Raw genomic sequence first — 13,940 nt, 5'->3', positions numbered from 1 at the left:
GCCGGAGCGGGGCTCGGGATTCACCTGCACCGTGTGGCGCTGAGTCAACCGGTGTTTGCCATCTGGATCTGCCGCGCGGCTCACGCCTTCACGAAGGACTTCGAAACGGGTTTGACGGGTTGCAGGCTGACGCTCGATCACACGGTTATGCACGTGATCCGCCTTGTCACGACATCACGCGCTTTCGCGGCGCGATGCAATCACGCACGGCTCGCTGCCACGCGCGCGCTAACGGCTGCCGTGTCAGGCGGGATCAATGCGGGTGCGCCACCGAAGGAAAGCTGCGAGGACAGGACTCGACCGCCGCGATGAGATAAGAAGCAGCGTGCTCGCGCATGCACGAGTCATGCAATCAAAGCGTGCGCTGCCTGATGCGGAATCGATGAGACGGGAGATGCCGGCCAGGGCGATGCCGGCCGGGCTGGATGACGCGAATGCGCCGGACATGACGGACGGAGAGAGGCGGAAAGACGGACCGGCGGAGCTGCTGCGGTGATTGCCGGTCTTGCATGAAACCGAGGAAGCGCCGCGCGTCACCCCTCGCCCTTCGGCCCCGGGTTGAGCATGACGACAAAGCAGGCCACGCCGACGATCAGCGCGACCGCGCCGCCACGCAGCGCGATCGTCTCGTCGAACAGCAGCCCGGTCACCACGGCCATCATGCCCGCGAGCGACACGAACACGGCGATCGCCGCGACGACGATCCGGTATTGACGACGTATCATCGCGCGTCCGCCCCGTCAGGCTGCCGCAGCGGAAGCCGGCTCGCCGGCATCGTCGCCGCGAATCAGCAGCACCGGGCACTTCGAGCCACGCACGAAGCGCTCGGCGACGCTCCCGACCACCATGCGCCGGATGCCGCGCCGCCCGTGCGTGCCGACCACCGCGAGGTCGATCCCGCGCTCCTTGACGTAACGCTGCAGGCGTTCAGCGACGTCCTCGCCAATGCTCTCGGTCTCGACGAGTTCGCCCTCGCCCTTCGCGCCGGCCCGTGCGAGGACCTGTTCGGCTTCATGCAGCACCTTGCGCCCGTCGTCGCGGATTTCCTCGATGAGCGCATGCGGATCGAAACGACCCGCGTACGTGAACAGCACCGATTTGTCGACCACATACACGACGCTGATGTGCGTGTCGCCCGCCAGCGCCACCTTCACTGCCTCGGCAAGTGCCTGTTTCGACGAAGCGCTGCCGTCGACGGCCACCATGATCTTCTTGTACATGCGAACCTCGCTGGGGTGAGTTGCCGCGCGCGGTCGCGCGTGGCCATGTCCCCATCATCGGCGGACGGCCGGTTGCAAGCTTGACCGCGATCAAAGCCCACCCAAAACGCGGCGTGCGGCAAAGCGCCACGCTCAAAATGCGGCGCGCCATCCCCGAGGCCGCGCGGGGCAACCGAGCGGCCATGCGGCCGAAGGCGCTATCATCGACGTTGCGACCTTCGTCCGGCCCTTTTTTGCCGGCTCACTTTCAACTCGCTCAACCGACATGACAACGACTACCGAACGCGTGGACGGCGCCGCCCAGCATCTCGTCGCCGCCCGCCATGCCGGCGTGCCCGGCCCGTTGCTGCCCGACGCCTTGCGCCCCGAGAGCGTCGATACCGCGCTCGCGATCCAGCATCGCGTCGCCGACCTGCTCGGCGAAGCCATCGGCGGATGGAAATGCGCGCTGCCGCCGCCCGACCGCGTGATCGTCGCGCCGATCTTCGCGTCGACAATCCGCGAAGCCAATGTGCCGTATCGCGTCGTCGGCGGCCCGATCGTGCGGATCGAGCCGGAGATCGCGTTCGTGCTCGATCGCGACCTGCCCGCGCGCGCGCAGCCGTATGACGAGAGCGACGTGCGCGGCGCGATCCGCGAAGTGCGCATCGTGCTCGAGGTGCTGGGTTGCCGCTATGCGGAGCCCGCGCGCGCGTCGAAGTTCGAACTGCTCGCCGACGGGCAGTTCAACCAGGGATTGTGCGTGGGCCCCGTCGTGCCCGATGGATTGAACGTGCCGCTCGAGACGCTCGCGCTGTCGTTCGAAGGTGCGCTGAATCGCACGATCGACGGCCGTCATCCGGACGGCGATCCGCTCAAGCCGCTCGTGTGGCTGGTCAATTTCCTCGCATCGCGCGGCGACGGTGCGCGTGCCGGCCAGATCGTAACGACCGGTTCGTATGCGGGCGCGATCGACGTGCCGCTCGGCGACGCGCTGACGGTGCGCTTCGGCGAACTCGGCAGCCTGTCGGTGACGCTGACGGCCTGACGGCCGGCGGCGGGAACGCGGCGCGTTTCGTCGTCGGCGCGCAGCGGGTGTCGGCACCGTCGCGCTGAACGACTCACGCCGGCCGACACCCATTACGTTCATCGCTCGCCTCCGGCACGTCGCGCCGTTCCCGCGAGCCTGCCGCATGCGCGGCTCGCCGCACGCTACGCCTGCGCCTCCACCTCGGCCAGTCGCGCCGGCAACTGGTTCACCAGCGCATCGATGGCCGCGCGCACCTTCAGCGGCAGGTGCGACGTATGCGGCCACACCGCATGGATCGCATAGGTCACGCCCGGCTGATCCGGCAGCAGCTCGCGCAACGCGCCGCGGCGAATCTCGTCGCGCACCAGCCAGTAAGGCAGCCACGCGACTCCGAGCCCCGCGACAGCCGCGTCCAGCACCGCGCGCAAGTCGTCGGAGAGCAGACGGGCCGCCGGTTGCAACTCCTCCGTCCGGCCATCGACGACCACTTGCCAGCGATGCATCTGCCCGTAACGCGTATAGGTCAGCGCCTTGTGCTGCGCGAGCGCGTCGACGGTCGCAGGTTCGCCGCAGCGTGCCAGATACGCCGGCGACGCACAAAAGGCCATCTTGTGCTCGCCGAGCGCGCGCGCGACGAGGCCGCTGCTGTCGGGTAGCGCACCGACCCGCACCGCCAGATCGACGCGCTCCTCGACGAGGTCGATCGTCCGGTCGCTGAACGACAGGTCGAGATCGAGCTCGGGATGGTCGCGCGCCAGCCCGATCAGGATCGGCGCGACGCACAGATGCCCGAACAGCGCCGGCATCGACACGCGCAGCCGCCCCTTCATCTGCCATTTGCCGCTTTCGAGCAGCGCCTCCCCCGCGTGGATCTCCTCCACCGCGCGCAGGCAGTATTCATAGAACAACGCGCCCTCGTCCGTCAGGCTCTGGCTGCGCGTCGTGCGCTGGAACAGCACGACGCCCAGCCGCGCCTCGAGTCGCGCGATGCTCTTGCCGACCGCGGAACGCGTGATGTGCAGCGTCTCGGCGGCCTGCGCGAAGTTGTCGGCTTCCGCCGCGGCAACGAACACGGCGATGCCGTTGAGGTTGTTTCGCATGCAATTGGATCGATAAAGTCTACATTGACGAGAAATATTATCGCTTTTTGAGACAAAAAGTGGATGATACGATCGGCTCCGTTGTTCATAGATGAACGGAGAGATCCCGATGGCCCGCATTCTCGTACTCAAGTCCAGCATCAACCGCGACCAGTCGCAAACCAACACGCTGATCGACGCATTCCTCGCGCAACGCAAGGCCAGCGGGCACGCGGACGACGTGGTCGTGCGCGATCTCGTCGATCTCGACCTGCCGGTGCTCGACGGCGAGCTGTTCCATGCGCTGCGCGGCGCGGAGAATCCGGGCGAGCGTGCGCGGCAGGCGGTCGCGCTGTCCGACGAACTCGTCGCCGAACTGAAGGGCAGCGACCTGCTGTTGATCGGCGCACCGATGTACAACCTGAACGTGCCGACCCAGTTGAAGAACTGGTTCGACCTGGTGGCACGCGCACGCGTGACGTTCCGCTACACGGACACCTATCCGATGGGGCTCGTCGAAGGCGTCGACGCGATCGTGTTCAGTTCGCGCGGCGGCGTGCACGTCGGGCAGCCGACCGACGCCGTCACGCCGTACCTGCGTGCCGTGCTGGGCCTGATGGGCATCCATCAAGTCCGGTTCGTCTACGCGGAAGGGCTCGACATGAAGCCGCACGGCTTCGAAGCGGGGCTGGCGAACGCCCGCAAGCAGATCGAAGCACTCCACGCGTAACGCACGGCGGGCACCGCCCGCGCCACGCGAACGGCGGCTTCGCCGTGGCACACGATGCAGCATGTCGGCACTGCGTGATACCGTTGCACATCGCCCGTCACGCGCGAACCGCGTGCCCCTCCCGTCACTCGCCATGCCGCCGACACCGTTGCCTGCCCTGCTGGACGAAGTCCTGAGCACCGTCGAACGCCGCTACCGGCTGCCGCCGTTCGTCCGCGCATCGTCGCTGACCGATGCCGCGAACCCGGCCGCCATCATCGCCATCGTGATCGAGGAAGCGCGCCGGATGCTGGCCGACGGCCTCACGCCCGCCCCGGCATTGCAACGCCGGTTCACCGACGCGCTCGCGCGGATGATCGGCGACGCGATGGACACACGATCCGGCGACCCCGCATTCCAGGCTGCGGTGCTTCGACATGGTGCCCCGGCCGTGCGCGAATACGCCTCGCTCGCCTCACATGCCGAGCAGGATCGGCGCACGCTGCGTTCGGCCGTCAACACGATCGCGCATCCGGCCCGGCTCGAACGGCGTGCGCAGGCATGGCAACGCGAGCCGCTCGCACGGCTGCATGCGGCCGCGGCGGGCGCGTCGTGGAACGATCTCGATGCCACGCTGCGCCACTTGCTCGCGCAACCGGAGACGACGGCCGACACCGCGTTCCAACAGGACATCGCCAAGCTGAAGGACAGCGCCGCGCTTGCCCGGCTGCAGCGTCTCGACGCATTGTTGCCGGATCCGGACGTCCAGCGGTACCGCACGCTGTGGAGCCGCCAGGGTCCGCTCGAAGGCAGCGCGCTCGCCGTCGCACAAGGCGTCACGTCGCAACAGCGGGGCGCGGCCGTCGAAGCGCTGGCCGCGCAGGCGCTCGACGCCCTGGCCGCGCAGCTCGATGCGAGCGACGCGCACCGCACGTATCGCGTGGTCACGTCGATGCGCGTGCCGGCCTCGATACCCGGCAAACACGACCGCGCGAAAACCGAGTGGGATGCGGTGCTGCTCGAGCGCGCGCGCGGCGACGATCCGTCGGCCGCGTGGCACGTCCTGTTTCTCGTCGAAGCGAAAGCGTCCGCAGATGCCGCGACCACCGACCTGCCGCGCCTGCTGCGCGGCCTGAGCCTGCTCGCACAAGCCGATCCGGACACCGTCTATGCGTTCGACACGCGCGAAGGCGTGGTACGCCTGCACGGTGCGTCGCTGCACGCACTGGCGATCGACGACGCGTCACTGCAGCGCGAAGTGTTGTACTGCTGCGATGCATCGGCAGACCCCGCGCCGCGCCTGCTGGGGGCCGCCAGCCGGATGCAGTTGCTGTCGGCGCCGGCCAGCCTTGAATACGCGAGCGCGCTGGCGCAGCACGCGGATGCCGATCCGCACGGCCTCGGCGCCGTATGGCAAGCGCTGCTGGAACTGCCGTCATGGCGCGCAGTGCTGCATCAGTACGAATCGCTGCGGCAGGTTCGCGCGTTGATGGTGAGCGTCGACGATCTGATGGCCGCGATCGAAGGCGATGTCGGCGACAGCGCCGCAAACGATGCGTGACGTGTGACGCGCGCGGCGCGACGCGGCTGCACGCGCGTGGCCGCAGACGCACCGGCTCAGCGGCAGGACGACGCCGCGCAGACGCAAGTCGACGCGGCGTCTCCGCTCCGCGCAACGAACAGGATACCGAAGCAAATCGCCGCCGAGGCGACCGGCGTGACCGGCCAGCGCGGCGCAGCCCGCGAAAGCGGGCATGCGCCGATAGCGTTATGACTGGATGAAGGCGAGCAGATCGGCGTTCAGCACATCCGCATTGACCGTCAGCATCCCGTGCGAATAGCCCGGATACGTCTTCAGCGTGCCGCTCTTCAGCAGCTTGACCGACTTCAGCGCCGAGTCCGCGATCGGCACGATCTGATCGTCTTCGCCATGCAGCACGAGCGTCGGCACCGAGATCGACCGCAGGTCTTCGGTCTGGTCCGTTTCCGAGAACGCCTTGATGCCTTCGTAGTGCGCCTTCGCGCTGCCGATCATGCCCTGACGCCACCAGTTCTGGATCACGCCCTGGTGCACCACCGCGCCCGGCCGGTTGAAGCCGTAGAACGGGCCCGACGGCACGTCCAGGAAGAACTGCGCGCGGTTGTCGGCGAGTGCCTTGCGGAAGCCATCGAAGACCTCGAGCGGCAGGCCTTCCGGGTTCGCGTCCGTCTTCAGCATCAGCGGCGGCACCGCGCTGACCAGCACCGCCTTCGCGACACGTCCGGCCGGCTCGCCGTGGCGGGCCACGTAGCGTGCGACTTCGCCGCCGCCGGTCGAATGACCGATATGAACCGCGTTGCGCAGGTCGAGCGCTTCGGCCACCGCGAACGCATCCGCCGCGTAGTGATCCATGTCGTGGCCGTCGGAAACCTGCGCCGACCGGCCGTGGCCGCGGCGATCGTGCGCGACCACGCGATAGCCCTTCTGAACGAAGAACAGCAACTGGGCATCCCAGTCGTCAGCAGACAGCGGCCAGCCATGGTGGAACATGATCGGCTGCGCGTCCTTCGGGCCCCAGTCCTTGTAGAAGATGTCGACGTTGTCCTTCGTGGTGATGTGCGGCATGGCTGCAGGCTCCTTTGAGGTAAGTGAACATACGTGCCGGCCGGCCACCCGGGCGGGTGTCGGTGACGAGCTGCGGCGCGGTGGCACACCGGCGTCGGTCGACGCAGCACCTCAGTGTTGTAGCTGAAAACCGCGACCGTGTCATGAAGCCAATTGCATCGCGCCGTGCATCGCCCCCTGCTACTCACCGGATGACGCGTCACGCACGACCGATCGCGCGTCAACCATCCGTCGACACGGTCACCGCCTCCCACGTGCGAATTTCGTCTTCCAGCACCGACCATTTGGCACGCACGAGCCGAAGCGCATCGCTGCCGAGCAACAGATGGGCCGGCGGATGGTCCGCCGCGATGACCGCAAGCATCGCGCGCGCCGCCTTCGCGGGATCGCCCGATTGGCGGCCGTTTTTCTCCTCGCGCGCCTGGCGGATCGGATCGAAGAGCGCGTCGTAATCGGCGATCGAACGCGGCGTTCGCGTCATCGAACGGCCAGCCCAGTCGGTACGGAACGAGCCCGGCGCCACCGCGGTCACCGCGATGCCAAACGGCTCGAGCTCCTTGCCGAGCGCCTCGGAAATCCCTTCCAGCGCGAACTTGCTGCCGCAGTAATAGGCAATGCCCGGCATCGTGATGTGGCCGCCCATCGACGTGATGTTCAGGATGCGGCCGCGCCGGCGTTCGCGCATGAACGGCACGACGGCCTTCAACATCGCGACGGCGCCGAATACGTTCACGTCGAACTGTCGGCGCATCTCCGACAGCGGCGACTCCTCCATGATGCCTTCGTGTCCATAACCGGCATTGTTCACCAGCACGTCGACGGGCCCGACGCTCGACTCGATTTCCGCGACGACGCCGTCGATGCGCTCGAAGTCGGTCACGTCCAGCACGCGCCCGATGGCCGAGCGCGGGGACAGCGCCTCGAACGCCCGTTTTGCCGCTTCGCTTCTCACGGTGCCGACCACCGTATGACCCGCGGCCAGCGCCGCTTGCGCGAGCGCGCGGCCGAAGCCGCTGCTGACGCCGGTGATGAGCATGATGTTGCCGGATGCCATGTGAGCTTCTCCCGAGTGTCGATCGAAGCATGCATGCTAGTCTGACGCACCACGTCGAATAAGCCCGATTCCGCTGAATTTCTTGCCTGAAACTATGAACATCGCCCCCTCCTCGTCCCGCTCGCCGTCGCTGCCCGCGCGCGGTCGCCAACGCCTGATCGCGTTGCTGCATGCGTTGGCGCCGGACGAAGGCTACAACCTGACCGCGCTAACGAGCGTGCGCATCCTGCGTTCGAACCGCGCGCTATCCCGCACGCCGGTGCTGTACGACCCGGGCATCGTGATCGTGTGCCAGGGCAGCAAGCGCGGCTATTTCGGCGGCGAACGCTATCTGTACGACGAGGACCACTACCTGGCCGTATCGGTGCCCGTGCCGTTCAGCATGGAAACCGACGCAACGGCGGCGCACCCGCTGCTCGCGCTGTATCTGCACCTCGATTTCCCGATGGCCGCCGAACTGGCCGCGCAGATCGATCGCGAGGGAATCGCCGAACCCGTTCAAGCGCCGAAAAGCATGATGTCGACGCCGATGGACGATGCGATGCACGCGACCGTGCTGCGGTTCGTCGAGGCGATGCACCGCCCGCTCGAAGCGGCGGTGCTCGGCCCCGGGTTGCTGCGCGAACTGTACTTCCGCGTGCTCACCGGCGCGCAGGGGGGCGCAATGCGGAACGCGCTGGCGATGCGTGGACAGTTCGGCCGGATCGGCCGTTCGCTGCGCATGATCCACGCCGACTACGCGAAGTCGCTCGACGTGACGCAACTGGCCGCGGAAGCCGGCATGAGCGTGCCGAGCTTCCACAGCCACTTCAAGGCGATCACGCAGGTGTCGCCCATGCAGTACCTGAAGTCCACGCGGCTGCATCAGGCGCGCCTGTTGATGGTGCGCCAGGACCTGACCGCGGAGGCGGCCGGCCATGCGGTCGGTTATGCGAGCGCGTCGCAGTTCAGCCGGGAATTCAAACGGCTGTTCGGCCTGACGCCCGCGCAGGAGACGAAGCGCATGCGCGCGCAGTTCGCGATTCCGGCGGCGTTCGACGACGCGGTGTTCGTGTCGTCGCATTGAATGGCTGCGTCGCGAGCTGCACGTATGACCTTCGCGGGCCCGATGCCCCGTGCGCGAACCTGATCGGGACGCGTACGCTCGCCGCGCGTGGCGTCGCGCACCCGACCCGCCAGCGATTTCAGGATGAGCGCGGTCACGCCCTAGAGGTCCTGGTCTGGTGCGCCCGGCACCAGGCGCACCCGGGCCAATCCCACATAGTGACCCACATAACATTACACGATTGCATTTTCACATTCAGTGTGATTTTATTCTCACACGTGGCGGCCGCCGTCGATCGTACACGCGCCCCCTCATTCCAAGGAAGAGACGCAGATGGAGACAATCGCCGTCATCGGCAGCAACATGGTCGATCTCGTGACCTACGTCACGCGCATACCCGCCCGGGGCGAAACGCTCGAGGCGCCGAACTTCGAGCTCGGCTGCGGCGGCAAGGGCGCGAACCAGGCCGTCGCGGCCGCGCGCCTCGGTGCGCGTGTCGTGATGGTCACGAAGGTCGGCGACGACGTGTTCGCCGACAACACGATCCGCAACTTCGAGCGCGAGGGCATCGATACCACGCACGTGCGCAAGGTCGCCGGCGTGCCGAGCGGCGTCGCGCCGATCTTCGTCGAACCCGATTCGAGCAACAGCATCCTGATCGTCAAGGGCGCGAACCGCCACCTGACGCCCGCCGACATCGACGCGGCCGCGCCGCGGCTCGTCGAATGCGCACTGATCGTGCTGCAGCTCGAGATCGAGCTCGACACCGTCTATCACGCGATCGAATTCGGTGCCCGGCACGGCATTCCCGTGCTGCTGAACCCCGCGCCCGCCGTGGCCGATCTTGATTTCGAGCGGATCCGATCCGTCGAATTCTTCGTGCCGAACGAGACCGAACTCGCGATCGTGTCGGGCATGCCGGTCGATTCGCGCGACAGCGCCACCCGCGCCGCCGAATCGCTGATCGCGCGCGGGCTCAAGCACGTGCTCGTCACGCTCGGCAGCGACGGCTCGCTGCTCGTGTCACGCGACGGCGCGCGGCACGTGCCGGGCGTACAGGTCGATGCGCGCGACACGACGGGCGCCGGCGACGCGTACATCGGCTGCTTCGCGCGCTGCTACGCGGCGACGCGCGATGCGATCGACGCGATGCGCTACGCGTCGGCCTACGCCGCGCATTCGGTCATGGGCCTCGGCACGCAGAAGTCGTATGCCGACGCCGCGACGTTCGAACGCTTCCTCCGCGACGCCCGCATCTGAACGGCGCCTTCATCGACGAGACAACCGGGAAGGAGACACCCATGGGCCGTACCAGAATCGAACACACCCCCGACGGCTATTACCTGAACCGCACGCCGCTCTTCGCGTTCACGCTGCTGTGCTGCCTGTTCGCGCTGTGGGGCACCGCCGCGAACCTGAACGACGTGCTGATCGCGCAGTTCAAGAAATCGTTCTTCCTGTCCGATTTCGAATCGGCGTTCGTGCAGTCCGCGTTCTATCTCGGCTACTTCTTCCTCGCGATTCCGGCCGCGACCGTCGTGAAAAAGTTCAGCTACAAGACGACGATCCTCGTCGGCCTGCTGCTGTACACGACCGGCTGCCTGCTGTTCTTCCCGGCCGCGTCGATGGCGAAGTACGGGATGTTCCTCGTCGCGCTGTTCGTGATCGCGGCGGGCCTGTCGTTCCTCGAAACCGCGTCGAATTCGTATTCGACACTGATGGGCCCGCGCGAAACCAGCACGCGGCGGCTGAACATCTCGCAGACGTTCTATCCGTTAGGCGCGATGGCCGGCGTGTACATGGGCAGCTTCCTGATCTTCAAGGAGGGCGATGCGTCGCATGCGCAGCTCGCCGCGATGTCGGCGGCCGAAGCCCACGTCCACCAGCTCGCGATGATCCAGGCCACGCTCGAGCCGTACAAGTGGCTGATCGTCGTGCTCGCCGCCGTGTTCGTCGTGTTTGCGCTCACGCCTTACCCGGCCTGCAAGGGCAACGGCCCCGGCGTGGCCACGCACCGGATCGACGTACGCGGCACCTTGGCGCGCCTGTTCGGCAACCGGCGCTTCGTCGCGGGCATCGTCGCGCAGTTCCTCTACGTCGGTGCACAAGTGGGCGTATGGAGCTTCACCATCCGGCTCGCGATGCAGATCGGCGGCCTCACCGAGCGCGGCGCGTCGCACTACCTGCTCGCGACGTTCTTCGCGTTCTTCGTCGGCAAGCTGATCGCGACGCTCGTGATGAAGCGCGTCGGGCCGGCCAAGGTGCTGATCGTCTACGGCATCCTGTGCATCGTGCTGCTCGCGTACACGATCAGCGTGCACAACATCACGGCCGTCTATGCAGCCGTGGGCGTGAGCGTGTTCCTCGGCCCGTGCTGGCCGACGATCTATGGCCTCACGATCGACGGGCTCGGCAAGGACACCGAATACGGCGGCTCGATCCTCGTGATGAGCATCGTCGGCGGCGCGGTCGTGCCGCTGATCCAGGGGCTGATCTCCGATCACACGGGCGGCAACATGCAGCTCGCGTTCGTCGTGCCGCTCGCGTGCTTCGTCGTAATCGTCCATTACGGAATCTATTGCCTGCGGCACCTGCCGGCGGCGATGCCCGATGCAGCAACCGACAGCGGCGCATCCGCACGCTACGCCGAAACGCGCAACACGTCAGGCGCCTGACGATGCGAGGCGAGATCGAACTGCGGCGCCGTGCTGAATCAGGTCACGAGCGCGATCCCGTGTTCGCGGATCGCCGTTTCGTAGCGGTGGCTCAACTGCCCGTCCGAGATCACGTAGTTGAAATCGGTCAGCTCGGCGAAATAGGCCGCGCGCACTTCGTCGAACTTCGTGTGGTCGACGAGGAGGAAGCGGTTCTGCGCGCGTTCCATCACTTTCTTCTTCGCGTCGACTTCGTGGAAGTTGAAGCAGGTCACGCCGCAGCGGTCGCTCACGCCGGCCGCGGAGATGAACGCCTTCGACACGCGCACCGTATCGAGAATGCCCGTCTCGGCCACCGACTCGAACACCATGTTCTTGCGGTGATACACGCCGCCGCACAGGATCACGCTGCAGTGCGGCTTCTGCTGCAGCTTCGCGAACACGTTCAGCGAATTGCAGACGGCGGTGAATTCGAGGTCGTCCGGAATGAAGTCGACGACGAATGGCGTGGTCGAGCCGCAGTCGACGAAGATCGTGTCGCCGGTCGTCACGAACTGCGCGGCCAGCTTGCCAATGCGGCGTTTCTCCTCGGTCTGCCGGTTGTTCTCTGCGCTGACCACGTACTCGCCGATGTCGCTGCGCTGCGCGGCGAAGTGGCGCGTCACGTAGCCGCCGATCAGGCTCAAGCCGTGCGGGTTGTCCGCGAGATCGCGGCGGATCGTCATTTCGGATACGCCGAACAGCTCGGCGACTTCCCTCAGATGAATCGCGTTCTGCCCTTGCAGCACGTTCATCAGTGTCTTGATCCGTTCGCCCTTCTTCGTTTCCATGCCAGTATCCTGCGTACCCGTCGCGTCCGTCGCTTGTCATGCCGGGCGCGCGGGCCCAGCCGGAATGTCGTAGTTGTAACAAACCGATGTGAAAACATCAACTTTACGTGTGCCCTTTCCGCACACGATCCGTGGAGTTCTGAAACATGCCGCTTTCCAACGCCCAACTCGCTCAAACCATTGATCACACGCTGCTCGCGCCCGACGCGAGCGACGCGCAGATCCGCGAACTCTGCCGCCAGGCGGCCGAGCATCGCTTTTACTCGGTATGCGTGAATTCGGCGAACGTGCCGCTCGCCGCACGCGAGCTGGCTGAAACCGGCGTGCTCGTCTGTGCCGTGGTCGGTTTTCCGCTCGGCGCCGGGCTGTCGGCCGCGAAGGCATTTGAAGCAACCGCCGCGATCGCGGCGGGTGCCGGCGAGATCGACATGGTGATCAACATCGGCGCGCTGAAAAGCGGCCGCGCCGATGATGTGAAGGCCGACATCGATGCCGTGCACCGCGCATGCGGCGCGGTGCCGCTCAAGGTGATTCTTGAAACGGGGCTGCTGACCGACGACGAGAAGGTGCGCGTGTGCGAGATGTGCCGCGATCTCGGCGTCGCGTTCGTAAAGACGTCGACCGGGTTCGGCCACGGCGGCGCGACTCTCGCGGACGTCGCACTGATGCGCCGCACGGTCGGCCCCGTGCTCGGTGTGAAGGCGTCGGGCGGCGTGCGCGACCGCGCGACCGCGCTTGCGATGATCGAGGCAGGCGCGACGCGGCTCGGGACGAGCTCGGGGGTTGCGATCGTGACCGATCAGGGGGGGAGTGGGTCGGCGTATTGACTGGTGCAGCAGTGAGGCTGGCCCAATTTCCGTCCCGGTCTTAGCTGGAAAATTCCGGTACTTCGGGGCGGGCCGAACCGGCCCGATCGGTGCACTGGCGGGCGAATTCCGCCGGTGTCATCCAGGAGGTATCCGGAATTCCGTGTGTGAGGCGGGTTAGGGTTCAGATTCCGATGTTGAATCGCTCCGGGTAAAGCAGTGCAAACTGCGTCATCGCGCTCTTCCAATCGTGCCGGGAGCCGGTCCACTTGGCAACGACGTTGCGCAGCGCCAGCCAGATCAGCTTCAGCGCGGCCTCATCCGACGGGAAGTGGCCGCGCGCCTTGATGATCTTGCGTAACTGCATGTGCAGCGACTCGATCGCGTTGGTCGTATATACAATTTTCCGGATGTCGGGCGCGAAGGCGTAGAACGGAATCACCTGATCCCAGGCCCGCCGCCAGAGCGCGGCAATCGGTGGGTATTTCGTACCCCACGGGCTCGCGTCGAACGCATCCAGCGCCACGGCGGCGGCTTCGGCCGACGGCGCCCGATAGACCTCCTTGAGCGCCGCTGCGACCGATTTCCGGTCTTTCCAGCTGGCGAAGTCCAGCGAGTTCCGGATCAGATGCACGATGCAGGTCTGGACCGTCGTTTCCGGGTACACCGTGTTGATCGCTTCCGGGAAGCCCTTCAGACCATCGACCACGGCAATCAGGATGTCCTGCACGCCACGCAGCTTCAGGTCGTTCACCACCCGCAGCCAGAACTTGGCCCCCTCGGTCTGCTCGATCCAGAGGCCCAGAACGTCCCGCGTGCCGTCGCGGCGCACGCCCAGCGCCAGATAGATCGTGACCTGCGGCGGAATTTTGTAGCCAGTCAGGCAGTGAGTCTCGCGTCGATATTATCGGAATCCAGCCAGGCTCGAC

General features: G+C 66.5%; 13 protein-coding genes and 1 pseudogene. 7 read left to right on the top strand and 7 right to left on the bottom strand.

The window, feature by feature from the left end:
- Window positions 1-533: 533 nt before the first annotated feature.
- Window positions 534-725 carry a DUF2964 family protein gene (locus WS75_RS13225; protein ID WP_059511565.1) on the bottom strand — a complete coding sequence of 64 codons (192 nt, stop codon included), beginning with the start codon at window positions 723-725 and terminating at the stop codon, window positions 534-536.
- A gap of 15 nt (window positions 726-740) precedes the next feature.
- A complete protein-coding gene (locus WS75_RS13220; RefSeq protein WP_059680850.1) occupies window positions 741-1,220 on the bottom strand; it encodes a universal stress protein in 480 nt (159 codons plus the stop codon).
- A 265-nt stretch (window positions 1,221-1,485) separates the two neighbouring features.
- On the opposite strand from WS75_RS13220, the gene WS75_RS13215 reads away from it, so the two are divergent.
- Complete coding sequence (locus tag WS75_RS13215) at window positions 1,486-2,247, top strand: 2-keto-4-pentenoate hydratase (RefSeq protein ID WP_059680849.1); 762 nt, start codon at window positions 1,486-1,488, stop codon at window positions 2,245-2,247.
- Window positions 2,248-2,411: 164 nt separating this feature from the next.
- Here the strand turns inward: WS75_RS13215 and WS75_RS13210 are convergent, their stop codons facing one another.
- Complete coding sequence (locus WS75_RS13210) at window positions 2,412-3,329, bottom strand: LysR family transcriptional regulator (protein WP_059680848.1); 918 nt, start codon at window positions 3,327-3,329, stop codon at window positions 2,412-2,414.
- A 109-nt stretch (window positions 3,330-3,438) separates the two neighbouring features.
- Between WS75_RS13210 and WS75_RS13205 the strand changes: the two genes are divergently transcribed.
- Together WS75_RS13205 and WS75_RS13200 are read left to right on the top strand one after the other, a co-directional pair.
- The gene (locus WS75_RS13205; protein ID WP_059680847.1) at window positions 3,439-4,038 is read left to right on the top strand and encodes an FMN-dependent NADH-azoreductase; all 600 of its coding nucleotides are present in this window, start codon (window positions 3,439-3,441) and stop codon (window positions 4,036-4,038) included.
- A gap of 133 nt (window positions 4,039-4,171) precedes the next feature.
- Window positions 4,172-5,578, top strand: a complete 1,407-nt coding sequence (locus tag WS75_RS13200; RefSeq protein WP_059681050.1) for a hypothetical protein — start codon at window positions 4,172-4,174, stop codon at window positions 5,576-5,578.
- A gap of 207 nt (window positions 5,579-5,785) precedes the next feature.
- Here WS75_RS13200 and WS75_RS13195 read toward each other — a convergent pair whose 3' ends face one another.
- Together WS75_RS13195 and WS75_RS13190 are read right to left on the bottom strand one after the other, a co-directional pair.
- On the bottom strand, window positions 5,786-6,622 hold the full coding sequence (locus tag WS75_RS13195) for an alpha/beta fold hydrolase (RefSeq protein WP_059680846.1): 837 nt from the start codon (window positions 6,620-6,622) through the stop codon (window positions 5,786-5,788).
- Window positions 6,623-6,842: 220 nt separating this feature from the next.
- Entirely contained in the window at window positions 6,843-7,676 is an 834-nt protein-coding gene (locus WS75_RS13190) for an oxidoreductase (RefSeq protein WP_059680845.1), read from the bottom strand.
- 94 nt (window positions 7,677-7,770) lie between these two features.
- Here WS75_RS13190 and WS75_RS13185 point away from each other — a divergent pair, with 94 nt between their 5' ends.
- The 3 genes from WS75_RS13185 to fucP all read left to right on the top strand — a co-directional run bounded on the left by WS75_RS13185 (window position 7,771) and on the right by fucP (window position 11,396).
- Window positions 7,771-8,742, top strand: coding sequence for an AraC family transcriptional regulator (locus WS75_RS13185; RefSeq protein ID WP_059680844.1), 972 nt, complete (start codon window positions 7,771-7,773; stop codon window positions 8,740-8,742).
- A 312-nt stretch (window positions 8,743-9,054) separates the two neighbouring features.
- Entirely contained in the window at window positions 9,055-9,981 is a 927-nt protein-coding gene (gene rbsK, locus WS75_RS13180) for a ribokinase (RefSeq protein ID WP_059680843.1), read from the top strand.
- 41 nt (window positions 9,982-10,022) lie between these two features.
- Window positions 10,023-11,396: an L-fucose:H+ symporter permease gene (gene fucP / locus WS75_RS13175; protein ID WP_059680842.1), complete on the top strand. Its 1,374-nt coding sequence runs from the start codon at window positions 10,023-10,025 to the stop codon at window positions 11,394-11,396.
- Between the two features lie 38 nt (window positions 11,397-11,434).
- Here the strand turns inward: fucP and deoR are convergent, their stop codons facing one another.
- Window positions 11,435-12,205, bottom strand: a complete 771-nt coding sequence (gene deoR, locus WS75_RS13170) for a DNA-binding transcriptional repressor DeoR (protein ID WP_059680841.1) — start codon at window positions 12,203-12,205, stop codon at window positions 11,435-11,437.
- Between the two features lie 146 nt (window positions 12,206-12,351).
- Between deoR and deoC the strand changes: the two genes are divergently transcribed.
- Window positions 12,352-13,032, top strand: a complete 681-nt coding sequence (deoC, locus tag WS75_RS13165) for a deoxyribose-phosphate aldolase (protein WP_059680840.1) — start codon at window positions 12,352-12,354, stop codon at window positions 13,030-13,032.
- A gap of 163 nt (window positions 13,033-13,195) precedes the next feature.
- On the opposite strand, the pseudogene WS75_RS13160 reads toward deoC, so the two are convergent.
- Window positions 13,196-13,861: pseudogene (locus WS75_RS13160) on the bottom strand (IS256-like element IS1356 family transposase); the annotation flags it as partial.
- Window positions 13,862-13,940 lie beyond the last annotated feature (79 nt).

This window comes from Burkholderia sp. FL-7-2-10-S1-D7, from assembly GCF_001524185.1.
Taxonomy (GTDB): domain Bacteria; phylum Pseudomonadota; class Gammaproteobacteria; order Burkholderiales; family Burkholderiaceae; genus Burkholderia; species Burkholderia diffusa.
The sequence above is the reverse complement of the archived record's forward strand: the minus strand, read 5'-3'. Positions and strand labels throughout refer to the sequence as shown.